Raw genomic sequence first — 24,449 nt, 5'->3', positions numbered from 1 at the left:
CCGTGTTCGCGCTCCCTTTCTTTCGCCGTGACCTGCCGGCACTGAAGGGCGACCGGGTCACGCTGCGCGTGCCCTACACCAACGACTATCGCGAATGGTCAGCGCTGCGCGGTGAAAGCCGTGCCTTCCTCGAACCGTGGGAGCCGCGCTGGACGCCCGATGAGCTCGACCGCACGGCCTGGCGGCTGCGCATCGGCCGCTACCGCGAAGATTATGCGCAGGGCACCGCCATCGCCTTCTTCATCTTCGAGAAGGCGAGCGGCAAGCTCGCCGGCGGCATTACGCTGGGCAACATCCGCCACGGCGTCTCGCAGAGCGGCCATGTCGGCTACTGGATCGGCGAGCGTTTCGGCGGTCGCGGCCTGATGACCGACGCAGTCAAGGTGGTCTGCCGCTTTGCCTTCGATACGCTGAGGTTGCACCGGATCGAAGCTGCCTGTATTCCCGACAATGCCCGGTCGATCCGCGTGCTTGAAAAAGCCGGATTCCGGCGCGAAGGACTTTTGCGATCCTACCTCAGGATCAACGGCATCTGGCAGGACCACTACCTCTACGCCCGGATCGCGGACGATCCGCCGGGCGCTGGAACGAAGGACTGATTTTTGACGAATTTCCTGCGAAACGGGTCGCTGTTGGCCTTCGTTCTGGCGGCTGTCGTCACGCTCTGCGCGGCGCTCCCGGCCTTCGCCGTCGAACCGATCAAGATTGCCCGCGACGATATCGCGCTCGACCTGTCGCGCGCCGTCGAGATCTACGTCAATCAGGGCGAAAACTTCCAGGTGTCGACCGCGCCCGGCCCCGACGGCATCGTGCGGCGCATCGAGGTCGAGGCCAATGACGCGCGCTCGAGCGGTGACTGGGCGGTGTTTGCGCTCGCCAACACCACCGACCAGCAGCTCGACCGTCTGATCGTGGCGCCGCATTTCCGGCTGGTGAATTCCGGCATCTTCTGGCCCGATCTCGGCGCCACCCGCATCGCCGCGATCACACCCAGCGAGGGCTTCGCGCTCGACCGCCAGTCAAGCCCCGACGCCGACGTGTTCCGGGTGACGCTGAACCCGGGAACGGTGATCACCTTCATCGCCGAACTCGCCTCGCCCAAGCTGCCGCAGGTCTATCTCTGGGAGCCGGAAGCCTACAAGGACTCGGTCAATTCCTACACGCTGTTTCGCGGCATCGTCATCGGCATTGCCGGTCTGCTGGCGCTGTTCCTGACCATCCTTTTCGTCGTCAAAGGGACGTCGATGTTCCCGGCGACCGCGGCGCTCGCCTGGGCGGTTCTTGCCTATATCTGCGTCGATTTCGGCTTTCTAAACAAGATCATAGAGATATCGCCCGGCAATGAGCAGATGTGGCGAGCGGGAACGGAGGTGGCGCTTGCGGCGACCTTTGTGGTGTTCTTGTTCGCCTATCTCAACCTCAACCGATGGCACGGCCATTTCAGCTATGGCGCGGTGGTCTGGATCCTCGGCCTGCTGCTGATCGCCGGTGTCGCCATCGTCGATCCGGCCGTCGCCGCCGGCATTGCCAGGCTGTCCTTCGCCGCCACTGCGCTCACCGGGCTCGGCCTGATCATCCTGCTCGGCATACGCGGCTACGACCGTGCTATCATGCTGGTGCCGAGTTGGGTGATGGTGCTGCTCTGGCTATGCGGGTCGTGGATGGCGATCACCGGCATGCTCGACAACGACATCGCCCAGCCGGCCTTGGGCGGTGGGCTGATCCTGATCATCCTTTTGATCGGCTTCACCGTCATGCAGCATGCCTTTGCCGGCGGCGCGCTGCATCAGGGCCTGTTCTCCGACCTTGAGCGCCAGGCCCTGGCGGTGGCTGGCTCCGGCGATACGGTGTGGGACTGGGACGTTCTGCGCGACCGCGTCGTCACCAAGCCCGATGTCAGCATTCAGCTTGGCCTTGCGCCCAACAGCCTGGGGGGTGCCGCCCGCAACTGGCTGCCGGTGCTGCATGCCGACGACCGCGACACCTTCCGCACCACGCTCGACGTGGTGCTCGAACACCGGCGTGGCCGGGTGTCGCAGAATTTCCGCCTCCGCGGCGCCGACGGGCACTACCACTGGTTCTTGCTGAGGGCGCGGCCGGTGATCGGCTCGGACGGCGAAGTGATTCGCTGCGTCGGCACCATGGTCGACGTCACCGAGCAGAAAAAGTCCGAGGAAAGGCTGCTGCACGATGCCGTTCACGACAATCTGACCGGCCTGCCCAACCGCGAACTTCTGATGAACCGGCTTGAAGCCATCATCTCGATCGCGCGCACCGAAGAGAAGGTGCGCCCGACTGTCTTCGTCATCGACATCGACCGGTTCAAGCAGGTCAATGACGGGCTTGGCATCTCGGCCGGCGACACCATTCTGCTCACCATTGCGCGCCGCTTGCACCGGCTGTTGAAGCCGAAGGATTCGCTGTCGCGCTTTGCCGGCGACCAGTTCGCGCTGATGCTGCTGTCCGAACAGGACCCGTCCCGCATCGCGGCGGTAGCCGACGCCATCAAGCACGCCATCAACAACCCGATCACCTTCGCCAAGCGCGAGATCGTGCTGACCGCCTCGATCGGCCTGATCACCTGGACTTCGGCGCAGACTTCGGCCGAGGACATGGTCAAGGACGCCGAGCTTGCCATGCACCAGGCCAAGCGCTTCGGCGGCGACAGGATCGAGCCGTTCCGGCCGGCCTTCCGCACCGTCGGCACAGACCGTCTGCAGTTCGAATCCGATCTGCGCCGCGCCATCGAGCGGCGCGAATTCACCCTTGCCTACCAGCCGATCGTGCGGCTCGAGGACGGCAGCATTGCCGGCTTCGAAGCGCTGCTCAGGTGGGACCACCCGCGCCGCGGCATGATCCCGCCGGGCGATTTCATTCCGGTCGCCGAAAGCTGCGGGCTGATCGTGCAGCTTGGCCTGTTTGCCATGCAGCAGGCGGCCGAGGACCTCGCTGGCTGGCAAAAGCAGATCGGCGACACGCCGCTATCGGTGTCGGTCAATCTGTCCAGCCGCCAGCTGATCCGCCGCGACCTGGTCAGCGATGTTCGCTCGGTCATCGCGCGCGCTAACCTGAAGCCGCGCTGCTTCCGGCTCGAACTCACCGAATCGCTGGTCATGGACAATCCCGAGCAGACCTCGCATGTGCTGACCAAGCTGAAGCAGCTCGGCATCGGCCTGTCGCTCGACGATTTCGGCACCGGCTATTCGTCGCTCGCCTATCTGACGCGCTTCCCCTTCGACACCATCAAGATCGACAAGAGTTTTGTCGACGACGCGTCGCCGAAGCGTGCGGTGCTGCTGAAATCCATGGTCAATATGGCGCATGAGCTCGGCCTGTCTGTAGTGGCCGAGGGTATTTCTGACGAAAGCGATGCGCTGGAACTGCGCCAGATGGGCTGCGAATACGTGCAGAGCTTCATGTTCGGCGCGCCGATGCCCGGCGACCAGGTGCTGAAGGCGCTGAAGGAGCAGTATCCGATGACGCAGGCTTAGAGTCCGTTTGGAAACTCTACTCCTGCGGCCATCTGATGGCGCTTTCTGCGCTTCCGGTGCTCACGTACGAGAAGTACGCCCCGCTCCGGGTTCTCGAAATCACCACCATATGACTCGCATGAGCGAGTTTCGAAACGGCCTCTACGTCGGCTGATATGTCAGGCGTGCCCAGCGGCCAGGCTCAAATGCGCCAGGTCGATGCCGATGGAGGCCAGGATGCGGTCGTATTTGCGCTCGATGTCGGCGTCGAACAGAAGCTCCGGCGTGGCCGGGCAGGTCAGCCAGCCATTCTCGGCGATCTCGGTTTCCAGCTGGCCGGCGCCCCAGCCGGAATAGCCGAGCGCCATCAGCGCGCGCCGCGGGCCGCGGCCGGACGAGATGGCGCGCAAGATGTCGACGGTGGCGGTCAGGCAGATGTCGTCGGAGACGGTAAGCGAGGATTCCACGCGGTAGTCGCCCGAATGCAGGACGAAGCCGCGGCTGCGGTCGACCGGGCCGCCATTGCGCACGACGAAGTCGCGCGCCTGCGCCGGCAGCCTAATCGCCTCCTGCTCGTTCATGATGCCGAGCTGCACCAGAAGATCGGGAAACAGCATCTGCTGCGTCTGGTTGATGATCAGGCCCATCGCGCCTTCATCGCTGTGCGCGCAAATGTAGATGACCGAGCGCGTGAAGCGGTCGTCCTTCATGCCGGGCATGGCAATCAGGAACTGGTCGTCGAGAAAGCCGCGTCCGCCGGCCGTCTTCTTGTGGCGCAACAAGTCCATGGAGGGGAGCGTAACGCGTTTCCGGGACGCCGAAAAGATGCGCCGCGCGCGATTCGCCCAAAGCCCAATAGCTGGAGCAAACGATTCTTCAGCTCGAATCGAACCTGGCGGAATGTTTGAACCCGACTGTTCCTCGCCCAAAAGTCACGCAAATATGATACGCAGAGCGCCATGAAAACATTGCGCGGCCATGAACTGACGATCAAATCACCGCCATGCAAAGCTTGAAAATCCTGCTGCTCGGTGCCGCCATCGGATGCGGAGCAGCCCTTCCCGCCGCGGCTTCCTCTTCGGACTGGTACAACAGCGAAGGCGGCAAGGTGCGGCTGGTGACATCAGGCAAGGCCGACGACGCAGGCCGCATCCATGGCGTGCTCGACATTGCGCTCAAGCCTGGCTGGAAGACCTATTGGCGCGACCCGGGCGATGCTGGCGTGCCACCGCAGATCGATGTTTCGGCCAGCACCAACATCACCGATGCGGCGTTTTCCTTCCCGCCGCCGCAGCGCCATGACGACGGCTACGGCAAATGGGCCGGCTACAACCATCCGGTTTCGCTGCCGGTGACATTCACCCTGTCATCGCCTGGGGATGCGGCCGTCATCGATGCCGACATCTTTCTTGGCATCTGCGAGACGATCTGCATTCCGGTGCAGACGCGGCTGAGCGTCGATCCCGCTGCCGACCCCGACAATGCAGAGGACGCGGCCCTGGTGAAGGCGGCCCTTGCCACCTTGCCCGCCCCTGCCAAAGCCGATTTCGGCATCAAGATCCTGCCCGGCGACCACGAGACGCTGGTCGTCGAGGCGACCTTTCCCGGCGATCCGGAGGCGGCGGATTTCTTCGTCGCCGGCGAGCGCGACTACATGTTCGGGGCGCCCGCGCGCAGCGAAAAGGACGGCCGGCTGGTGTTTACCATACCGATCCTCGACCGGCCTTCGACGACACCGACCGATGGCGGGTTGTATTACACCCTGACAAGTGCGGAAGGCGCGGTCGAGGGCGTTTTGCCTTTCCCCTGATACGGAACCCGATCCAGGCTTTCCCTTGATCCAGATCTTGTCGGCGGTTGCGGGAGATGCCTGATTTCGCTATCGCAAGAAACCTTCCCTGCTTTTGACACGAGGACCATCATGACGATTGCCGTTGGCGACAAACTGCCCGATGCGACCTTCAAGGAAATGACCGCCGATGGCGCCAAGGTGATCACGTCGGCCGAGATTTTTGCGGGCAAGAAGGTCGTGCTGTTCGGCGTTCCCGGCGCCTTCACGCCGACCTGCAGCAACAACCATCTGCCGGGCTATCTCGAGAACCACGACGCCATCCTGGCGCGCGGCGTCGACACCATCGCCGTCGTCTCGGTCAACGACGTCCATGTGATGGGCGCCTGGGCCAATTTCACCGGTGGTGAAGGCAAGATCCTTTATCTGGCCGATGGGGCTGGCGACTTCGCCAAGTCGGTCGGCCTCGATTTCGTAAGCAACGATATGGGGCTGCGAGCGAGACGCTTTTCGATGATCGTCGACAATGGCAAGGTCACCGCGCTCAATGTCGAGACCAAGCCCGGTGTCGACACGTCGGGTGCGGCTCACATTCTGAGCCAGCTGTAATCCCGGATTGCCATAACCTGGCGATCGCGCCTGCCTGGCGCGATGGTCTGCTTTTGGGGGACCTCGACGATGTTTGACATCATCTGGCGCAGTGTTGCGATCGGCATCGGCGCCACGGTGCTGATGGATCTCTGGGCGCTGTTCCTGCATCTGGTGTTCGGCCAGCCGCGGCCGAACTGGGGGCCGCCCGGCCGCTGGGTCTGGCATCTCCGGGACGGCAAGGTTTTCCATGACGACATCGCCCACGCCGCGCCCTACGCGCATGAGACGGCACTGGGCTGGGCCTTCCACTATTTCACCGGCATCGTCTACGGCATCATCCTGGTGGCGCTGGTGGGCAGGGCGTGGCTGGACGCACCGACCTTCCTGCCGGCCTTCATTCTCGGCATGGTCACTATTGGCGCCGGCTGGTTCCTGCTGGCGCCCGGCATGGGCGCCGGCTGGGCCGCTTCAAGACGCCCCAACCCGATGCAGATCCGCGCCTTCAACGTGATTTCGCACACGGTGTTCGCGCTCGGCCTCTACGGCACGGCCCTGCTGATCCGCTAACCCTATTCGCTGACGGTGCGTGGCTTCATCGCGGCGACAGTGCCGATGATTTCCTGACGCAGCGCATCTTTCTCCGCCTCGAATTGTTCCCGCGTGATGCTGCGCCCGCCGGTGGCGGTGACGCCGAATTCCTCCAGCATGGATTCATAGCGCGCCTTCCATCGGATCACGTGCCCGGTCATCGCCTGGGTGAGCGCCGGCACCGAGCCGGGATGCGCCGGCAGGCCGCAGGATTGCGTGGTCCGCGCATCCGCCGCCAGCATGACGACGTTCCAATCGTCGAAGCCGATGAGATCCATCTGGGCATAGAGGAACGCGCCATGCTCACCGTCCCAGATCGGCTGGTCGATGACCAGAAAGGGCATGGCGCGGCAATAACCATGGCGCGCTGCCATCTCGCTGTTGAAGGTCTCGGTGCGCGCCTGAAGCCGGTACCTGGCCGCGGCGAAAAGAGCGATGTAGTCGTCCGCCGTGCGCATGATGTTGCGCTGATCGTCCGACGCGAAGCCGGCCTCGCGCAGGAAGGCGCCGATCTTCGGATCGTCCCAGAGTTCCTTCGAGAAAACGCGCGTCACGCCATCGCGATCCGGCGTTGGACGCATCATTTTCTTGAGATCGGCAAAGCTCTGCTGCTGCTTGCCGAAAGTCCTGCGTCCGAACATCGCCGCGCCTCATCGCCAAGGTCGATTGCGCCGTTCTATTACCCAGGGATGAAATCGACTTTAAGCCAAAGCCTAGAATTGCTGGCTTCCGGCCATCAATTGCCGTGGCCCGGCTTGTCGATCGGTCGCCATCCGTGGAGGATGCTGTGCGCGCCGATGTCATAGGCGAAATAGTTGCCGCCGCCGGCCGGCTGATCCGCCTCGCGGCTGATCTCGCGATTGCTGAGTGAAAGCAGCAGCAGCGTTCCGACGCCACCATGGCCGACGAAAGCAATGTCGCCGCCAACGGCGGCGTCTAGTACAGCCTCGACCTCGCTCACAATGCGCTGCTGGGCATCGATGGCGCGCTCACAACCGCGAATGCTTTTGTGCGGATTGGCGAAGAACCGGTCGGCGACTGCCTCAAACTCCGGCGGTGGCAGGAAGCCGGTTGCCGAGCGGTCGTTCTCATGCATGCGTTCGCGCACCTCGACCGTGAGGCCAAGCTGCCTGGCCAGTATCTCAGCGGTTTCTATCGCCTTGCGCTCCGCCGACGAGACGACACGCCGGATCGAGCCGACCCATGGCTGCTCGAGCATGGCCAGCGCCCTCGCCCGTCCGATCTCGGACAGTCCCCATTCCGGCACGGGAACGTTGGCATCGATCTGAACCTGGGGATGGGTGATGTAGTATGCAATCGGCACGGGTGAGGTTTCCTGCCGGGAAGCCTAAACTCAATAGCTCTGGGTCGAGCGCCGCGCTCTCGGGGTCGCCGGCTGCTTGGCCGGCGCGGCCGGCTTCAGCGCGGCTGCAGCCGGCTTCAGCGCGGCTGCAGGCTTCGGGGTTGCAGATGCGGCCGAGCCCTTCTTGAACGGCGCCATGCCTTCCCTTGCGAGTTCGTCGGCGCGTTCGTTCTCGGTGTGGCCGGCATGGCCCTTGACCCAGTTCCAGGTCACCTTGTGACGCCGGTTGGCCTCGTCCAGCGCCTGCCAGAGCTCACCGTTCTTGACCGGCTTCTTGTCGGCGGTCTTCCAGCCGTTCTTCTTCCAGCCATGGATCCACTTCGAGATGCCGTCCATGACATATTTGCTGTCGGTGTGAAGCTCGACGGCGCACGGCTCCTTTAGCGCATTCAGCGCCGAAATGGCGGCCAGCAGTTCCATGCGGTTGTTGGTGGTCTCAGCCTCGCCGCCCGACAATTCCTTGGTCTTGCCGTTGAAGCGCAAGATGGCGCCCCAGCCGCCGGGACCGGGATTGCCCGAGCAGGCGCCGTCGGTGAAGATTTCAACCTGCTTGGTCATGTCAGTCCATATTCCGAAGGGGACCTGATGGCGCGGTGGAAGCGCATGCGGCGGATATATTCGGTCGGATCGCGCTTCATGACCAGCCCGCCATCGGGAACGGTCAGCCAGTCATAGAGCCGGGTCAGCATGAAGCGCAGCGCCGAGCCACGCGCCAGCATCGGCAGCGCCGCCTTCTCACCATCGCTCAAGGGCCGCACGCTCTGGTAGCCGGCCAGCAGCGCCGTGCCCTTGGTCAGATTGAAGGAGAAATCCTTCTCGAAACACCAGGCGTTGAGGCAGGTGGCGACGTCATAGGCGTAGAGGTCGTTGCAGGCGAAATAGAAGTCGATCAGGCCCGACAGTTTTTCGCCGCGGAAGAAGACATTGTCCGGGAACAGGTCGGCATGGATGATGCCTGCCGGCAGGCCCTGCGGCCAATGGCGTTCGAGATCGGTGAAATCGGCGTCGACCTCGGCGGCCAGTCCCGGCTCGACCTCATCGGCGCGCTCGCGTGAGGCGTTCCAGAGCTTGCGCCAGCCGTCGATGGCCAGCGCGTTGTCGCGGGTCATCGCAAAATCCTGGCCGGCGAGATGCAGGGCAGCCAGTGCCTTGCCGACTTCGCCGCAATGCGCCGCTGTCGGCCGCCGCAGCGACAGGCCTTCGAGGAAGGTGATGATGACCGCCGGGCGGCCGGCCAGCGTGCCGATGACGGTGCCGTCATGCGCGGTTACCGGCAGCGGGCAGGAAATGCCTTTGCGGGCGAGATGCCCCATCAGACCGAGGAAGAACGGCAGGTCGGCCTTGTCGACGCGCTTTTCGTAGAGCGTGAGGATGTAGGAGCCGCTCGAGGTGTGCAGCAGAAAATTCGAATTCTCGGTGCCTTCGGCAATGCCCTTGTAGGACAGCAATTCGCCAACCGGATAAGCCCTGAGGAACGCTCCAAGATCGCCCTCGTTGACATCGGTGTAGACCGCCATGGGCTGTTCACGCGGCTCCGTTGACGAAGGCCATATCGGCCCGCGTCAGTTCGACATCGCGCAGAACCCGCATGACTGGAAAATCCTCCGTTTCGGTCGCGGTGATCGCAAGATCAATGGTCACCTCGAAGCGCTGGCGGAAAGCGTCGATGATCTCGTCGACGATGATCTCCGGCGCCGACGCGCCGGCCGACAGGCCGAGCGTCGAAATGCCAGTGATGTCATTCCACGGAATTTCGGAAGCGCGCTGTACGAGAAGCGACATGGTGGCGCCGGCGCGCTCCGCCACTTCGACAAGTCGGCGCGAATTGGAAGAATTCGGCGCGCCGACAATCAGATAGAGATCGGCGCCGGCGGCGGTGTCCTTGACCGCTTCCTGGCGGTTGGTGGTGGCGTAGCAGATCGATTCGGCGGCCGGCGCATGCAATTGCGGGAAGCGCTCCTGCAGCGCCCGGATGATGCCGGCGGTGTCTTCGACCGACAGCGTCGTCTGGGTGACGAAGCCGAGCGCCTCAGGGTTGGCCGGCGCAAAGGTAGCGGCGTCGGCTTCTGTCTCGATCAGCGTCACGGCGCCTTCCGCCAGCTGGCCCATCGTGCCGATCACCTCGGGATGGCCGGCATGGCCGATCAGAAGCACATGGCGGCCGAGCCGCTGGTGGCGCATCGCCTGCTTGTGCACCTTCGACACCAGCGGACAGGTGGCGTCGAGATAGAAGAGTTCGCGCGCCTGGGCGTCGGCCGGCACCGATTTCGGCACGCCATGGGCCGAAAACACCACAGGCGACTTGCGATGCTCGGGCGGGATCTCCGACAGTTCCTCGATGAACACCGCGCCCAGGCTTTGCAGGCCTTCGACGACATAGCGGTTATGCACGATCTCGTGGCGGACATAGACCGGCGCGCCGTATTTCTTCAGCGCCAGCACGACGATCTGGATGGCGCGGTCGACGCCGGCGCAAAAGCCGCGCGGCTGGCAGAGCCGGATCGTCAGAGGGGGCTTGGTCTTGGTGTGAAGCATCTAATCCGGGCCGGTTGTTCAGAGGCGAAATGAGGTGTGCACCCCTGCCCTGTCAAGGGCAGCAGCGCATGACCCCGAAAATCGGAATCGATTTTCGGAAAGGATCATGCGCCAAACCAAAAGTGTTACAGCGTCCTTTGCGCGTCCAAAAGGACGCGCGGCGCTGTAATATCATTCAGGCTTTGCCGGGCGGCGCAACCTGATGATCAGAACCGCGGCAAGGGCGGCGGCAAGGCCATACCAGGTGAACGCATATTGCAAATGCGAGTTCGGCAGATCGATGATGGTGATGCCGCCGACCGGCAGCCCACCGGGGTTCGGCGTCTTGTCGGCGTCGATGAAGATCGGCACCAGCACGGCACCCGCGGGCAGGCCGGCGCTTGCCGCCATGACGTCGCGGTCCTTCCAGTAGAAGATGTTCTTGGCCACATCATTGTCGGGCAGCATCATCGACGGCTTTGCCGGCAGCGGATTGCGCGCCAAGCCGGTGACCGTCACCTTGCCCGTCACCTGCCCTTGCGGGCGTTTGGCGGCGTCCTTGAGATCGTAGGGGACGAAGCCGCGGTTGATCAGCACAAAGCGGCCATCGTCGAGCGCCAGCGGCGTGTAGACATTGAAGCCGGCGTCACCGTCCCAGGTGGCGTAGAAATGCCGCTCGCCGGAATGCAGGAACGTCCCGCTGACGGTGACCGGCGTGTAGTCGACATCGCCGTTGGCGGCGAATTCCTTCTCGACGTCCGCCAGTGGCCGTGGCGCCGAGTGGGTGCGCTGGTCGATGGTCGCCAGCAGACCTTCCTTCCAGTGCAGGCGCTGCACCTGCCAGGTGCCTAGCCCCAGCAGGATGACGAACAGCACCAGGCCGAGGCCGAGCAGCAACGCCGTCTTCGGCCGCGAACGGCCGGTGGTTTTGGCCAGCGCCTCGCTCATTGCTCGTGGTCCAGCCGGCCTTCAGCAGCCTTGTTAGTGTATTGTAGCGTCAGCAGCACGCCCTTGATCAGCCGGAGCGCCGTCAGACACAGCGCCACCGCCAGCGGTATCCAGATGATGAAATGCAGCCAGAGCGGCGGGCTCAGCGTCACTTCCACCCACAGCGCCAGCCCAACGATGATGAAGCCGATGATCAGGATGACGAACACGGCCGGGCCATCGCCGGCATCGGCATAGGAATAGTCGAGGCCGCAATTCATGCAGCGCTTGCCGACGGTCAGGAAGCCGGAGAACAGCCGCCCTTCGCCGCAACGCGGACACCGGCCGTGCAGGCCGGCCGAAATCGGCTCGATGGGTGGCCAGATCGCCCTATCTTCACTCATGGATAGTGTCTTCGCTCATGTTCTACGGCTCAATTTCGATCGGCGTTCCATCCGGCACCATAGCCCAGATTTCATCCATGTCGGAGTCGGTAACCCCAATGCAGCCATCGGTCCAGTCGACCAATTGAAGCAGCCAGCCCAGCCAGCCGAAGCCGTAGGCCATGATGGGCGCCAAAAAGAAGAAAGGCGGCCGCATTGCCGCGGCCGCCTTTCTGATTCCTTGGGGTTGATTCCCCGATGAAAGCCGTCAGTGGCCTTCGATCAGCGCGCCGGCCGATCCCCAGACATAGATCGCGCTGAACAGGAACAGCCAGACCACGTCGACGAAGTGCCAGTACCAGGCAGCCGCCTCGAAGCCGAAATGCTGCTTCGGCGTGAAGTCACCCTTCATGGCGCGGATCAGGCAGACCAGCAGGAAGATGGTGCCGATGATGACATGGAAGCCGTGAAAGCCGGTCGCCATGAAGAAGGTGGCGCCATAGATGGAATCCTTGAAGCCGAACGGGGCGTGAATGTACTCGTAAGCCTGCACCATGGTGAACAGCATGCCGAGGCCGACGGTCAGCACCAGGCCGTTGATCAGGCCTTTGCGGTCGCCATGGATCAGCGAGTGGTGCGCCCAGGTCACCGTCGTGCCCGACAAAAGCAGGATGATGGTGTTGTAAAGCGGCAGATGGAAGGGATCGAGGACCTCAAGACCCTTCGGCGGCCAGACGCCGCCGGTAAAGGCGGTGCGGGCATATTGCTGCACCTCGCCCGGAAACAGGCTGGCATCGAAATAGGCCCAGAACCAGGCGACGAAGAACATCACTTCCGAAGCGATGAACATGATCATGCCGTAGCGCAGATGCAGCGACACGACACGCGTGTGATGCCCTTCATGCGCTTCCTTGATCGTGTCCGACCACCAGGCGAACATGGTGTAGAGGACGATGACCAGGCCGATGAAGAACAGCCACGGGTTGGCGATGTTGTGGCCGAAGATCGGAAAATCACCGTTCTTGAGATACTGCATCAGGGCGACGCCGCCGACGGCGGTGACCAGCGCGCCGATGGAGCCCAGGAAGGGCCACGGGCTCGGGTTGACGAGATGGTAGTCGTGTTGTGGTTTTGCGTGCGCGTCTGCCATATCAACCCCCGAGATTTGCTTCGGTATCTGAAACTTTGGTGGTGCTGTCCGGCGCCGATGAAGCGACCGGTCTGTTCTTTTCGACCGGGAACATGGTGTAGGACAGGGTGATCGTCTTCAAGTCCTTCAGTTCCGGCACGTTGACGATGTCTGGATCCACATAGAACACGACCGGCATGTCCAGCGTCTCGCCGGGCTTCAGTGTCGTGTCGGTGAAGCAGAAACACTCGACCTTGTTGAAGTAAGGGCCTGCCAGTTCCGGCTGCACGTTGAAGGTGGCGCGGCCGGTGACGGCGCGGTCGAACTTGTTGGTGGCGCTGTAATGCGCCTGCGTGGTCTCGCCGATCTTGATGGTGACCGAGCGGGCGACCGGCTGGAACTGCCAGGGAATGCCATTGGTGTTGGCGTCGAAGCGCACGGTGATGTCGCGGTCGAGGATGCGGCCGGCATATTGCTTCTCGGCGCGCTGCGTGGTGCCGCCATAGCCGGTGGCCTGGCAGAAGATCTTGTAGAGCGGCACCGCGGCGTAGGCCATGCCGATCATGCCGCCGAAGAAGGCGACGCAGACGGCGGCGACGACGCGGTTGGTGTTTTTCTTCCCGGGATCGGTCATGGTCTGGCGGGTCATCGTCGGCCTCACATCGATCCGGTATGGCCGAATTTGACGATAGTGATGACGTAGAAGATGATGACCAGCGCCGCCAGCGCCAGGCCGATGGCAGCCGAACGGTTGCGGCGCGCCTTCTGCTGGCGCTCGGTCAGCGTGACCAGTTCAAGCTTCTTGTCGATCATGGTCATGCTCCACCGATGGCCAAAGCGCGACCGATGACACAGTCGGCAAGGTAGATGGCAAAGATGGCGAAGAGGTAGAGCAAGGAATAGGCAAACAGCGCCTTGGCTGGCTTCATGACGCGGTCTGCGTCCGTCATGCGCAGCACCTTCCAGGCATACCAGACAAAGCCGGCGCCGAGCGCCAGCGACGCGATGCCGTAGCCCGCGGTGGTGAAGCCGAGTGCCCAGGGCAGCACGCCGACGGGCGCCAGAATCAGGGCATAGGCAAAGATCTGGCGGCGGGTCGAGGCGTGGCCGGCGACGTTCGGCATCATCGGGATGCCGGCCTTGGCGTAGTCCTCGGACTTGAACAGCGCCAGCGCCCAGAAATGCGGCGGCGTCCACAGGAAGATGATCAGGAACAGGACGAGGCTTTCGAGGCTGACCGTTCCGGTCACCGCCGCCCAGCCGATCACCGGCGGAATGGCGCCGGCGGCACCGCCGATGACGATGTTTTGCGGCGTCGAGCGCTTCAGCCACATCGTATAGACGACGGCGTAGAAGAAGATGGTGAAGGCGAGCAGCGCCGCCGACAGCCAGTTGACCAGCACACCCAACGTCATCACCGACAGCGCCGACAGCACAAGGCCGAAACTCAGGGCCTCGCCGGGCAGGATGCGGCCGGACGGAACCGGACGGCCGGCGGTCCGGCTCATCACGGCATCGATGTCGGCGTCGTACCACATGTTGAGCGCGCCCGAGGCGCCGGCGCCAATGGCGATCGCCAGGATTGCGACCATCGCTATCAGCGGGTTGACGGTCACGGGCGCCGCCACCATGCCGACAAAGGCCGTGAACACCACCAGCGACATGACGCGCGGCTTCAAGAGGGCGAAAAAGTCGCCCGCCGTGGCTTCCGAAATTCGAAAGCCCGCTTCGTCAATCAATGGGTCGTCGACCAGGGCCATGCGTAGTTGAGTCCAATCATTCCGTTGGCCGAAACCGCCGGCGGGCCGGCGGTTTCGTATTCAGGCTGCCTTACTTGATCTTCGGCAGCTGTTCCCACTGGTGGAAGGGCGGCGGCGAAGGCAGCTGCCATTCGAGCGTCGTTGCACCCTCGCCCCATGGATTGGCGCCGGCCACCCGCTTCTTCTGGAAGGCTTCGAAGACGCCATAGAGGAAGATCACCACGCCGACGGCCGAGATATAGGAACCGTAGGACGACACCATGTTCCAGCCGGCAAACGCGTCGGGATAGTCGATGGTGCGGCGCGGCATGCCGGCGAGGCCGAGGAAATGCTGCGGGAAGAAGATCAGGTTGACGCCGACAAAGGTGACCCAGAAGTGGGTGTTGGCGATCACCGGCGAGTACATGTAGCCGGTCATCTTCGGGAACCAGTAGTACCAGCCAGCGAAGATGGCGAACACCGCGCCCAGCGAAAGCACGTAGTGGAAGTGAGCGATGACGAAATAGGTGTCATGCAGTGAGCGGTCGAGGCCGGCATTGGCGAGCTGGACGCCGGTGACGCCGCCGACCGTGAACAGGAAGATGAAGCCGAGCGCCCACAGCATCGGCGTCTTGAACGAGATCGACCCGCCCCACATGGTCGCGATCCAGGAGAAGATCTTCACGCCTGTCGGCACCGCGATGACCATGGTGGCGAAGACGAAGTAGCGCTGCGTGTCGAGCGACAGGCCGGTCGTGTACATGTGGTGCGCCCAGACGATGAAGCCGACGGCGCCGATCGCGACCATGGCGTAAGCCATGCCGAGATAGCCGAACACCGGCTTCTTCGAGAAGGTCGAGACGATGTGGCTGATGATGCCGAAGCCCGGCAGGATCAGGATGTACACCTCGGGGTGACCGAAGAACCAGAACAGATGCTGGAACAGGAGTGGATCGCCGCCGCCATCCGGGGTGAAGAAGGTGGTGCCGAAATTGCGGTCGGTGAGCAGCATGGTGATGCCGCCGGCCAGGACCGGTAGCGACAGGAGCAGCAGGAAGGCGGTGACCAGCACCGACCAGGCAAACAGCGGCATCTTGTGCAGCGTCATGCCCGGCGCGCGCATGTTGAAGATGGTGGTGATGAAGTTGATGGCGCCGAGGATCGACGAGGCGCCGGCAATGTGGATCGACAGGATCGCCAGATCCATGGCCGGCCCGGGCTGGCCGGAGGTCGACAGCGGCGGATAGAGCGTCCAGCCGCCACCGACGCCGTAGGCGCCGGGCGCGCTCGGCATGAAGGCCGAGGCGATGAGCAGGATGAAGGCCGGCGGCAGCAGCCAGAACGAGATGTTGTTCATGCGCGGGAAGGCCATATCGGGTGCGCCGATCATAATCGGCACCATCCAGTTGGCGAAGCCGCCGATCAGCGCCGGCATGACCATGAAGAAGATCATGATCAGCGCGTGCGCGGTGCCGAAGGCGTTGTACATGCTCTTACCGCCGTCGATGGCGGCATCGCCGTTCATGCCGTAGACCATCTGCGCCAGGCCGGTGAAGATCTGGATGCCCGGCTCCTGCAGCTCCATGCGGATGACGACCGAAAGCGCGCCGCCGACGATGCCCGCGAAGATCGCGAAGATCAGATAGAGCGTGCCGATGTCCTTGTGGTTGGTGGAGTACACCCACCGGACCCAGCCGTGATAGGGCTTGTGGTCGTGATCGTCGTGAGCTGCAGCTTCTGCCATGGTCGGCTCCGTTCCCTAAATCTTGCTAACCCGCGGCATCAGTTGCCGGCGGCCGCTACCTTGTTGGTACCGTCGACCTCGGCCATCAGCGCCTTGTTGGCACCGGGAAGGTCGGTCTTGGCTGCTGCCAGCCAGGTCTTGTACTGCGCGTCGGAGACGACGCGGATGGCGATTGGCATGAAGGCGTGGTCCTTGCCGCAGAGCTGCGAGCACTGGCCGTAGTAGAGGCCTTCTTTTTCCGCCTTGAACCAGGTCTCGTTGGTGCGGCCGGGAACCGCGTCCATCTTGATGCCGAAGGCCGGCATGGCGAAGGAATGGATGACGTCGGTCGCGGTAACCAGGACACGGGTCATGGTGTTGACCGGCACCACCAGCTCGTTGTCGACCGCCAGGAGACGCGGATAGACCTTGCGGTCTTCCTTGCCGATCGCCGCGCGGTCGGCGTCCTGAAGGATGGCCGAGTTGAAGGAGAGCGTGTTCTCGGTCTGGTACTCATAGTCCCAGTTCCACTGATTGCCCGTCGCCTTGACGGTCAGCTTGGCCTCTTCCGGCGGCGTGTACTGCGCGGTCAGGAGCTGGAACGAGGGAATGGCAATGAACAGCAGGATCACGACCGGGCCGACGGTCCAGATAATCTCGATCAGCGTGTTGTGGCTGGTCTTGGACGGAACCGGGTTGACGCTTGCCCGAAACCTGAAGATGCACCACGCAAGCAGAGCCAGAACCAGGACGGTGATCGGGACGACGAACCACATCGTGTAGTTACCGAACCACTCGATCTGCCGCATCATGTCGGTTGCCGGCGGCTGAAAGCTCATCTCCCATGGCTGGGGCTGGGCCGCATGGGCGGAGGCACCGGCGAAAAATGCGGCTGCAGCGCCTGCTGTTGCCATCAATTTGGCGCTTGCTGGGAATTTTCTCATCGCCCTCTTCATCTCCCGGTTCCTCGCGATCGCGCGCAAGAATATCGAACAATGCCGGGATGGGAATCCCGGACAGTCCCAAGGGTGGTTCAAACCATACTCTATTTCCCTCCGCAAGAAAGGAGCGGGCGAAACCGTGCGGCATTTTTGCGCGCAAGCGCGACCGCGCCGTTTCGACGGCATCGCGGCCCGCGCGGATCGTCGACAGATGGGCTATGCGGGCTTGTGGCCGGAATGCGCCCGACGGTCGCAATTCGGGCGAATTTGCTAGGGAAAAGCGCATTATTGCGCTTGCCGGGGCTGACCGGCGGTCGCCCTATCCTTTACTTGGCCTTGGCGCGGCTTAAAGTGCCGTGATTCGCAATGGAGCCGTCATGACCTCTTGGCTTTCGAGAAACTCCTGGCTTTCGAGCAGCGGGGCGAAGGTCATCTTTCTCGCCGCCCTGATCGGTATCGGCTCGTCCGCCACCGGCATCGCCAATGCAGCGCAGCCTAGCGGCACGGTCAAGTCGACGCATGGCGCGTGGTCGATCATCTGCGACACGCCGGCCGGCGCGACGTCGGAACAGTGCGTGATGATGCAGAATGTCGTCGCCGAGGATCGCCCGGAAATGGGACTTTCGGTCGTCGTGCTGCGCACCGCCGACAACAAGGCCGAGATCCTGCGTGTGCTGGCGCCGCTCGGCGTGCTTTTGCCCAACGGGCTCGGCCTCAATGTCGACGGCAAGGATATCGGCCGCGCCTATTTCGTGCGCTGCTTCCAGGACGGCTGCTATGCCGAGGTCATTCTCGAAAAGCCGCTGCTCGACACGCTGAAGACCGGGACGTCGGCTACCTTCATCGTCTTCCAGACGCCGGAAGAAGGCATCGGCATCCCCGTCGACCTCAAGGGCTTCGCCGACGGTTTTGCCGCCCTGCCCTGAGCCTGATGCTTGCGAAAAGGCTGACCCTGAAACAGAATTCCCACGGGTTTGATTTTTGGCTGTGGGGTCATCATGCGCTCTTTTTCTCTGCTTCTGTCGACCGGTCTGATCCTGACCGGCGCCGTTTCCGTCGCCTTTGCCGAGGATGTCGAAATCATCATGGCGCCCGACCCGGGTGTCATTCTCGAAATTGCGAAGGGCTATGGCTCGGCCAAGATGGACAAGGACGACGGCGGCGATCCCATGATCTCCGGCCGGCTCCAGGGCATGAAATATGTCGTCTACTTCTATGGCTGCGAGAACCATGAGAAGTGCAAGTCACTCCAGTTTTCCTCAGGCTATACCGATCCCTTCACAGCCGACCAGGCCAATGAATGGAACAAGAAATATCGCTGGGTGAAGGCCTTCTCCGGTGACGGGTCGAACTTCAAGATGGATGTCATGTTCAGGGGCGGGGTTACCCGCTCCTACCTCGAGGAGCAGTTCTCGAACTGGGATTCCATGACCAGCGACATCAAAGAATTCGTGAACGAGAAGTAGGGCCTGAGCGCTCCACGGTCCGGCTGTGGATCGTCATTGCGGATTGTGCAGGCGCGTCTTCGCGCCTACATCGTGGCAACAACCATTCCTCCTGTGAACGGACCTGCCATGAACAGCCTGATCGGCCAATTCGACATTTCAGACGATCGCATCAAGCGGATCGTCGCCAACACCCTTAACGGCGCCGATGACGGCGAGCTGTTCCTCGAATACAGCGAGAGCGAAGCGCTGATGTTCGACAACGGCAGACTGAAGACCGCCAATTTCAACACCGACCAGGGTTTTGGCCTGCGCGCGGTGGCCGGCGAGGCCAGCGGCTACGCCCATTCCAGCGACCTCTCCGAAGCGTCGCTGCTACGCGCGGCGGACGCGGTGTCGACCGTCAAGGGCGGCTATTCCGGCACGCTTGCCGCCGCCCCTGTCCGCACCAACCGCCATCTCTACGGCGACGAGAACCCGATCCCCTCGCCTTCCTTCGAGGTCAAGGCCAAGCTGTTGCAGGAAATCGACGCCTGGCTGCGGGCCGAGGATCCGCGCGTGCGCCAGGTGACGGCCTCGCTCGCCGCGTCCTGGCAGCATGTCGAGATCGTGCGCGCCGACGGCCAGATGGTGCGCGATATCCGCCCGCTGGTCCGCATCAACGTTTCCGTCGTGGTCGGCGATGGCGACCGCCAGGAGAGCGGCTCCTACGGCATGGGCGGGCGCAAGGCGTTCGGCGAGTTCCTGGTCGAGGACAGCTGGAAGCATGCGGCCAAAGAGGCGCTGCGTCAGGCGCTGGTCAATCTCGAAGCCATCCCGGCGCCGGCCGGCACGTTCGACATCGTTTTGTCCAGCGGCTGGCCGGGCGTCATGCTGCACGAGGCCGTCGGCCACGGGCTGGAAGGCGATTTCAACCGCAAGAAGACGTCGGCCTTCGCCGGCCTGCTCGGCCAGCAGGTGGCGGCCAAGGGCGTCACCGTCGTCGATGACGGCACCATGCCCGAGCGGCGCGGCTCGCTCACCGTCGATGATGAAGGCACGCCCTCGGCCCGCAACGTACTGATCGAAGACGGCAAGCTCGTCGGCTACATGCAAGACCGCCAGAACGCCCGGCTGATGGGCATGAAGGCGACCGGCAACGGCCGGCGCGAAGGCTATGCGCACCAGCCGATGCCGCGCATGACCAACACCTACATGACGGCGGGCGACATGGAGCCGGACGAGATCATCGCTTCGGTCAAGAACGGCATCTATGCCGTCTCCTTCGGCGGCGGCCAGGTCGACATCACCTCAGGCAAGTTCGTGTTCGGCTGCACCGAGGCCTACATGATCGAGAACGGCAAGGTGACGCAGCCGATCAAGGGCGCCATGCTGATCGGCAACGGGCCGGACGCCATGCACCGCGTGTCGATGATCGGCAACGACATGAAGCTCGACAACGGCATCGGCATGTGCGGCAAGGCCGGCCAGGGCGTGCCGGTCGGCGTCGGCCAGCCGCATCTCAGGATGAACCAGATGACGGTGGGCGGCACCAGGGTTTGAGGTGCCAATCCGCCAGGCTTGAATAGCTGACGCAATAAGAATATCTTACCTTTGTCTTACACAAAGGCGTGCGCGATGGCTGCTACAGAAAAACTTACAACGACCGTCTCCACCAAGGGACAGGTAATCCTGCCCAGCGCGATCCGGAAGCGCAAAGATTGGGGTGCGGGCACACGCCTGCAGGTCGAAGATACGCCGGACGGAGTGCTTTTGAAATTGGCGCCGGCCTTTGCCCCGACGCGACCAGAAGATGTCTTCGGTGTCCTACCGCACAGTGGCAGGCCGAAGACTCTGGAGGAGATGGACGCGGCCGTCCTTGCGGAAGCCCGGCGGCGCAATGCTCGCGATTGATACCAACGTTATCGTCAGGTATTTGACGAACGACGATCCGGAGCAGTCCCCGCGAGCCCGGCGGCTGATCGATGGTCAACCCGTCTTTGTCGCCGTCACGGTAGTCCTGGAGGCCGAATGGGTGCTGCGCAGTGCCTATGGCTATGGCCAAGCCGTGATCGTGGGCGCGCTGCGACGGTTCGGCGGGTTGCCCACGGTTGAACTGGAAGACGCTGCGATTGTCTCCTCTGCGCTCGATCTGTCCGAAGCGGGAATGGATTTTGCAGATGCGCTGCATCTGGGGAAAGCAGCTCATTGTGCTGGCTTTGCAACCTTTGACCGCAGTTTCCTGAAGGCTGCAAAGGCGGCCGGACATGATGGCGTGCAGGAAGCATAGCAAAGGGGCGCGCCGGTAGCGGCCTGCCGACGTCACCCTGAATGCGCAGGCTGTTTTCCAACTTCAAATCTCAGCCGGCACCTTGAAGCGAACACAATTCACATTAGGAAATTAGTAACTGTTGAACTGCCTGGGCTGCCGTTTGCGCACAAACGCCGTACCCAGCTTCTCGTTGCGGTGTTGGTGATGGCAATGCGGCCCGGCGTCCTGGCTCTCCTCCTTGGCTTCGTTTCGTTGATTGGCGCGACAGCGCTGCAAGCCGGTCCGGCGGCGGCACAATCGACATGGTTCAAGGCGCGGTCGACGCAACCTGCCGCCGCCGTGGGCGGAAGCACCAGCGTCCCCTACGGTTGGGTCGATTTCTGCCATCGCCGGCCAAAGGAGTGCAAGGTCCCCGCTTTGCCGGCCGCCGACGTCAAGCTGACCGCGCAGAAGCTGAGCATCCTAAAGCGGGTCAATCAGAAGGCGAACAGGTCCATCAAGCCCATCAGCAATTTCGATCACTGGGGCACCATGGAAGACCACTGGGACTATCCTGTGGACGGCAAGGGGGACTGCAAGATCTACGCGCTCTACAAGCGCAAGCTTCTTCTGCAGGCCGGTTTCCCCCGGCAGGCGCTGTTGATGACAGTGGTGCGCGACCTCAACAATGAAGGCCACACCATCCTGACGGTAAAGACCGACAAGGGCGATCTTGTCCTGGACAATCTGGTCGATGAGATCAGGCCCTGGAACGCGACGGGCTATTATTTCCTGAAACGCCAGTCGCAGCAGAACCCAAACAATTGGGTGTCGATCAACCAACGCGGCGGCACGCCGAAACGGATGTCGCCAAGCTAGGCTGCGGCTACCGCCGTCTCTTTGGCTTCTCCAGCAGCGCCACCGCCTCGACATGCGGCGACCAGAGGAACTGGTCGATCGGCGTGACGCTTTTCAGCACGTAGCCGCCATCCATGAGGATGCGTAAATCCCGGGCCAACGTCACCGGGTTGCAGGAGACGGCGGCGACGAAGGGCACGTCGGAGCGGGCGATCTGCTTCGACTGGTCTTCGGCGCCGGCGCGCGGCGGGTCGAAGACGACACCGTCGAAGGCGTTCAGTTCCTTGAACGTCAGCGGGCGGCGAAACAGGTCGCGGCGTTCGCCGGTTACGCGCTTCAGGCCGGTGGCGAAGCGTGATCCGCGGTCGAGCGCCGAAAGGGCGGCCGCGTCGCCTTCGACCGCATGGACCTCGGATTTCGCCGCCAGCCGAAGCGCAAAGCTGCCGCAGCCGGCGAAGAGATCCGCGACTTTCTTGGCGCGTTTCAGATGTCCGCCAACGATATCGGCCATCGCCTGTTCGGCGGCTTCGGTGGCCTGCAGGAAGGCGCCGGGCGGCACGGCGACGGCGACGGTGCCGAACATGATCACCGGCTTTTTCGGCTCGATGACGATCTCGTCGTCGATCGAAAGCCGGGCAAATCCATTGGCCATGACGAAGTTGGAGGCGACCCGGCGCTGGTTCTCGCCCAGTTTGCCTGACTCATAGACCGCGACGTCGAGGCCCGAACCCGTCACCGTGACCGCCATGCGGAACGATTTGGTGGTGGCGCAAACCAGGTCGGCAACCGATCGCAAGCGATCGAGTGCTGCGACGATCTCCGGCAGTGAGATCGGGCATTCCTCGATGGGGATGATTTCCGGCGACAGATGGCGATGGAAACCAAGCAGCATGCCGGTGTCGGCGCGCCGGGCGGCAAGCACGACGCGGCGGCGTGTGTGTGGTGCACACGGCACCAAGGCACCGATATCGCCAGCAATGCCCTTCAAGGCATGCACCACCTTGTCGCGTTTCCATTGGTGGTAGGCGTCGGCTTGCAGGTGCTGGACGGCGCAGCCGCCGCATTCTGTGAAATGCCGGCAGGCCGGGTCGATACGCAGCGGCGAGGCTTCCAGCACCGCCATCAGAGTGGCGCGATCCCTTTCGCGCGCCGCGGTGACAGTTTCGCCCGGCAGCGTGAAGGGAATGAACAGCTCGCCGGTTTCCGTCTCGGCGACGCCATCGCCTTGCGAGCCCAATCTCTTGATGGTGAAGCGCGTGCTCATCGGTCCTTGATCCCACCGAGCAGGAATTCGCGGTTGCCGTCGCCGCCTTCAATCGGCGACATGTGCAGACCCAATGTACGCCAGCCAGGGACGCCTTCGAGCCATTCCTGCAGCAGGCCGGCAACGCGGGCGGCGTCATAGGGGTCTTTCAGCAGGCCACCCTTGCCGATCGCCTCGCGGCCGGCCTCGAATTGCGGCTTGACCAGAAACACCGCACGCGCTCCCGGCCTGGCGATGGCAAGCGCCGGCGGCATCGCCAGTTTCAGCGAAATGAAGCTGACGTCGGAAACGATGAAATCCGGGATACGGCCGCCGAGATCAGCGGCCATGAGCTCGCGGGCGTTCAAGCCCTCGATCACGGTGACGCGCGGGTCGGACGAGACATAGGGATGCATCTGGCCGTGGCCGACATCGATTGCCGTAACGTGGACCGCACCGCGCTCGAGCAGGACCTGGGTGAAGCCGCCGGTCGAGGCGCCGATATCGAGGGCTTCCGAGCCTGAGGGGTCGAGGCTGAAATGGTCGAGCCCGGCAATCAGCTTCAGCGCCGCGCGCGAGACATAGCCTTGCGCGGGATCGTCGATGACGATGAGGCATTGCGGCAGGACGGTCTGGCCGGGCTTGCGGGCGACCACGCCGTCGACAGTCACGGTGCCACGCTCGACCGCGTCGCGGGCGCGCGAGCGGCTTGCAAACAGGCCGCGCTGGACGAGCAATTCGTCGAGCCGCTGGCGTGTGCTGGCTGGCAGAGGGGAGTTCATCGGCCTTCATGGCGAAAGCCGGTCACGAAGGCAAGGACATTGGATGAGCGGGGACACTGGAACCGGAGACGCAGATCAGTCCACCGGTTGAATATCGCAGCAAGTCCGGCAAGATGGCCGGGGCGCTCACGCAATGCTGAGGAACACTAATGCTGACGGGAACCTGGCATTTGCGGCTCCGCCCGCTGGACGTTTGAAGGCGACCCCTAACGACGCTTCATGCGATGCCCTGTGGGCACGTTTAAAACCACCGTCATTGTAATACAAGGAGACCAAGTCATGGCCAAGAAGTACACTGCGAAGTGCGCCTGCGGCGCGGTCAAGTTCGAGTTTGATACCGATCCCACTTTCATTGCAGTTTGTCACTGCCTCGACTGCAAGAAGGCTTCCGGCGGCGAAGCTGCGACGTTTTTCGCCGTGCCAGAGGATGATTTCACGCTGATCAGCGGCAAACCGAAAGCGTTTCACTATATCGCCAATTCGGGCAACGGACTCGACCGGAATTCCTGCCCGGAATGCGCCGCGCGGGTATTCACGGACCATCTCGAAGGCTTCCCCGGCACGGTGTTCGTCCAGCTCGGAAGTCTCGACCGCCCCGAGTTGATCGCGCCGAAACTCGAGATGTTCACCAGGCGTCGTCTCGGATGGGTAAAGCCACTTGACCTCCCCCAGTTCGAGAACATGCCCAGTTGAAGGATGCCCAGGCGGATGGACGAGGCAATGCCGAGGAGGCT

Annotated in this window: 28 protein-coding genes and 1 pseudogene; 12 read left to right on the top strand and 17 right to left on the bottom strand. The window is 63.0% G+C overall.

The window, feature by feature from the left end:
* The first annotated feature begins 2 nt into the window (after window positions 1-2).
* Window positions 3-599, top strand: coding sequence for a GNAT family N-acetyltransferase (locus tag ACYHH6_RS15335; protein WP_352584641.1), 597 nt, complete (start codon window positions 3-5; stop codon window positions 597-599).
* 3 nt (window positions 600-602) lie between these two features.
* On the top strand, window positions 603-3,491 hold the full coding sequence (locus ACYHH6_RS15330; protein ID WP_352584639.1) for an EAL domain-containing protein: 2,889 nt from the start codon (window positions 603-605) through the stop codon (window positions 3,489-3,491).
* A gap of 158 nt (window positions 3,492-3,649) precedes the next feature.
* On the opposite strand, the gene ACYHH6_RS15325 is transcribed toward ACYHH6_RS15330, so the two are convergent.
* Window positions 3,650-4,258, bottom strand: coding sequence for a YqgE/AlgH family protein (locus ACYHH6_RS15325; RefSeq protein ID WP_023668405.1), 609 nt, complete (start codon window positions 4,256-4,258; stop codon window positions 3,650-3,652).
* 215 nt (window positions 4,259-4,473) lie between these two features.
* Between ACYHH6_RS15325 and ACYHH6_RS15320 the strand changes: the two genes are divergently transcribed.
* From ACYHH6_RS15320 to ACYHH6_RS15310, 3 genes are all read left to right on the top strand, one after another.
* Window positions 4,474-5,280, top strand: a complete 807-nt coding sequence (locus tag ACYHH6_RS15320; RefSeq protein ID WP_352584637.1) for a protein-disulfide reductase DsbD domain-containing protein — start codon at window positions 4,474-4,476, stop codon at window positions 5,278-5,280.
* A gap of 111 nt (window positions 5,281-5,391) precedes the next feature.
* Window positions 5,392-5,868: a peroxiredoxin gene (locus ACYHH6_RS15315; RefSeq protein ID WP_352584635.1), complete on the top strand. Its 477-nt coding sequence runs from the start codon at window positions 5,392-5,394 to the stop codon at window positions 5,866-5,868.
* A 69-nt stretch (window positions 5,869-5,937) separates the two neighbouring features.
* Window positions 5,938-6,417, top strand: coding sequence for a DUF2938 domain-containing protein (locus tag ACYHH6_RS15310; protein WP_352584633.1), 480 nt, complete (start codon window positions 5,938-5,940; stop codon window positions 6,415-6,417).
* Between the two features lie 2 nt (window positions 6,418-6,419).
* Here the strand turns inward: ACYHH6_RS15310 and ACYHH6_RS15305 are convergent, their stop codons facing one another.
* From ACYHH6_RS15305 to coxB, 14 genes and pseudogenes are all read right to left on the bottom strand, one after another.
* On the bottom strand, window positions 6,420-7,079 hold the full coding sequence (locus ACYHH6_RS15305; protein WP_352584631.1) for a hypothetical protein: 660 nt from the start codon (window positions 7,077-7,079) through the stop codon (window positions 6,420-6,422).
* Between the two features lie 95 nt (window positions 7,080-7,174).
* Window positions 7,175-7,762 carry a histidine phosphatase family protein gene (locus ACYHH6_RS15300; protein WP_352584629.1) on the bottom strand — a complete coding sequence of 196 codons (588 nt, stop codon included), beginning with the start codon at window positions 7,760-7,762 and terminating at the stop codon, window positions 7,175-7,177.
* A gap of 30 nt (window positions 7,763-7,792) precedes the next feature.
* Window positions 7,793-8,359: a ribonuclease HI gene (gene rnhA / locus ACYHH6_RS15295; RefSeq protein WP_352584628.1), complete on the bottom strand. Its 567-nt coding sequence runs from the start codon at window positions 8,357-8,359 to the stop codon at window positions 7,793-7,795.
* Window positions 8,356-9,318 carry a homoserine kinase gene (locus ACYHH6_RS15290; RefSeq protein ID WP_352584626.1) on the bottom strand — a complete coding sequence of 321 codons (963 nt, stop codon included), beginning with the start codon at window positions 9,316-9,318 and terminating at the stop codon, window positions 8,356-8,358. The genes rnhA and ACYHH6_RS15290 overlap by 4 nt, the downstream gene beginning before the upstream one ends.
* Before the next feature lie 7 nt (window positions 9,319-9,325).
* Window positions 9,326-10,336 (bottom strand): 4-hydroxy-3-methylbut-2-enyl diphosphate reductase, encoded by a 1,011-nt coding sequence (ispH, locus tag ACYHH6_RS15285; protein WP_352584624.1) that lies wholly within the window; start codon window positions 10,334-10,336, stop codon window positions 9,326-9,328.
* A 171-nt stretch (window positions 10,337-10,507) separates the two neighbouring features.
* A complete protein-coding gene (locus ACYHH6_RS15280; protein WP_352584623.1) occupies window positions 10,508-11,263 on the bottom strand; it encodes an SURF1 family protein in 756 nt (251 codons plus the stop codon).
* Complete coding sequence (locus tag ACYHH6_RS15275; RefSeq protein ID WP_112563894.1) at window positions 11,260-11,646, bottom strand: DUF983 domain-containing protein; 387 nt, start codon at window positions 11,644-11,646, stop codon at window positions 11,260-11,262. The genes ACYHH6_RS15280 and ACYHH6_RS15275 overlap by 4 nt, the downstream gene beginning before the upstream one ends.
* Before the next feature lie 22 nt (window positions 11,647-11,668).
* Window positions 11,669-11,800, bottom strand: a pseudogene (locus ACYHH6_RS15270) (L,D-transpeptidase family protein); the annotation flags it as partial.
* A gap of 93 nt (window positions 11,801-11,893) precedes the next feature.
* Entirely contained in the window at window positions 11,894-12,775 is an 882-nt protein-coding gene (locus tag ACYHH6_RS15265) for a cytochrome c oxidase subunit 3 (RefSeq protein ID WP_352584622.1), read from the bottom strand.
* A 1-nt stretch (window position 12,776) separates the two neighbouring features.
* Window positions 12,777-13,403, bottom strand: a complete 627-nt coding sequence (locus ACYHH6_RS15260; protein WP_352584620.1) for a cytochrome c oxidase assembly protein — start codon at window positions 13,401-13,403, stop codon at window positions 12,777-12,779.
* A gap of 8 nt (window positions 13,404-13,411) precedes the next feature.
* Window positions 13,412-13,573, bottom strand: coding sequence for a hypothetical protein (locus ACYHH6_RS15255; protein WP_488500442.1), 162 nt, complete (start codon window positions 13,571-13,573; stop codon window positions 13,412-13,414).
* The gene (locus ACYHH6_RS15250) at window positions 13,570-14,514 is read right to left on the bottom strand and encodes a heme o synthase (RefSeq protein WP_352584619.1); all 945 of its coding nucleotides are present in this window, start codon (window positions 14,512-14,514) and stop codon (window positions 13,570-13,572) included. The genes ACYHH6_RS15255 and ACYHH6_RS15250 overlap by 4 nt, the downstream gene beginning before the upstream one ends.
* A 70-nt stretch (window positions 14,515-14,584) precedes the next feature.
* Complete coding sequence (gene ctaD / locus ACYHH6_RS15245; RefSeq protein WP_352584617.1) at window positions 14,585-16,237, bottom strand: cytochrome c oxidase subunit I; 1,653 nt, start codon at window positions 16,235-16,237, stop codon at window positions 14,585-14,587.
* 38 nt (window positions 16,238-16,275) lie between these two features.
* Complete coding sequence (gene coxB, locus ACYHH6_RS15240) at window positions 16,276-17,172, bottom strand: cytochrome c oxidase subunit II (protein ID WP_435053251.1); 897 nt, start codon at window positions 17,170-17,172, stop codon at window positions 16,276-16,278.
* A gap of 362 nt (window positions 17,173-17,534) precedes the next feature.
* Here coxB and ACYHH6_RS15235 point away from each other — a divergent pair, with 362 nt between their 5' ends.
* The 6 genes from ACYHH6_RS15235 to ACYHH6_RS15210 all read left to right on the top strand — a co-directional run bounded on the left by ACYHH6_RS15235 (window position 17,535) and on the right by ACYHH6_RS15210 (window position 21,711).
* Window positions 17,535-18,083 carry an invasion associated locus B family protein gene (locus ACYHH6_RS15235; RefSeq protein WP_352584613.1) on the top strand — a complete coding sequence of 183 codons (549 nt, stop codon included), beginning with the start codon at window positions 17,535-17,537 and terminating at the stop codon, window positions 18,081-18,083.
* Between the two features lie 72 nt (window positions 18,084-18,155).
* Window positions 18,156-18,623: a YbjN domain-containing protein gene (locus tag ACYHH6_RS15230; RefSeq protein ID WP_352584611.1), complete on the top strand. Its 468-nt coding sequence runs from the start codon at window positions 18,156-18,158 to the stop codon at window positions 18,621-18,623.
* A gap of 108 nt (window positions 18,624-18,731) precedes the next feature.
* Window positions 18,732-20,144 (top strand): metalloprotease TldD, encoded by a 1,413-nt coding sequence (tldD, locus tag ACYHH6_RS15225; protein WP_352584609.1) that lies wholly within the window; start codon window positions 18,732-18,734, stop codon window positions 20,142-20,144.
* A 75-nt stretch (window positions 20,145-20,219) separates the two neighbouring features.
* On the top strand, window positions 20,220-20,495 hold the full coding sequence (locus tag ACYHH6_RS15220) for an AbrB/MazE/SpoVT family DNA-binding domain-containing protein (RefSeq protein WP_142866757.1): 276 nt from the start codon (window positions 20,220-20,222) through the stop codon (window positions 20,493-20,495).
* Window positions 20,482-20,871 carry a type II toxin-antitoxin system VapC family toxin gene (locus tag ACYHH6_RS15215; RefSeq protein WP_352584607.1) on the top strand — a complete coding sequence of 130 codons (390 nt, stop codon included), beginning with the start codon at window positions 20,482-20,484 and terminating at the stop codon, window positions 20,869-20,871. Before ACYHH6_RS15220 ends, ACYHH6_RS15215 begins: the two co-directional genes overlap by 14 nt.
* Window positions 20,872-21,057: 186 nt before the next feature.
* Entirely contained in the window at window positions 21,058-21,711 is a 654-nt protein-coding gene (locus tag ACYHH6_RS15210; protein ID WP_434221237.1) for a transglutaminase-like cysteine peptidase, read from the top strand.
* A 7-nt stretch (window positions 21,712-21,718) separates the two neighbouring features.
* Here the strand turns inward: ACYHH6_RS15210 and ACYHH6_RS15205 are convergent, their stop codons facing one another.
* Together ACYHH6_RS15205 and ACYHH6_RS15200 are read right to left on the bottom strand one after the other, a co-directional pair.
* On the bottom strand, window positions 21,719-22,954 hold the full coding sequence (locus tag ACYHH6_RS15205; protein ID WP_352584605.1) for a class I SAM-dependent RNA methyltransferase: 1,236 nt from the start codon (window positions 22,952-22,954) through the stop codon (window positions 21,719-21,721).
* The gene (locus ACYHH6_RS15200; protein ID WP_352584603.1) at window positions 22,951-23,715 is read right to left on the bottom strand and encodes a TlyA family RNA methyltransferase; all 765 of its coding nucleotides are present in this window, start codon (window positions 23,713-23,715) and stop codon (window positions 22,951-22,953) included. The genes ACYHH6_RS15205 and ACYHH6_RS15200 overlap by 4 nt, the downstream gene beginning before the upstream one ends.
* A 279-nt stretch (window positions 23,716-23,994) precedes the next feature.
* Here ACYHH6_RS15200 and ACYHH6_RS15195 point away from each other — a divergent pair, with 279 nt between their 5' ends.
* Window positions 23,995-24,408, top strand: coding sequence for a GFA family protein (locus tag ACYHH6_RS15195; RefSeq protein ID WP_352584602.1), 414 nt, complete (start codon window positions 23,995-23,997; stop codon window positions 24,406-24,408).
* Window positions 24,409-24,449 lie beyond the last annotated feature (41 nt).

This window comes from Mesorhizobium sp. P171375 (genome assembly GCF_057786075.1).
This window is presented reverse-complemented; position numbering and strand designations above follow the sequence as displayed.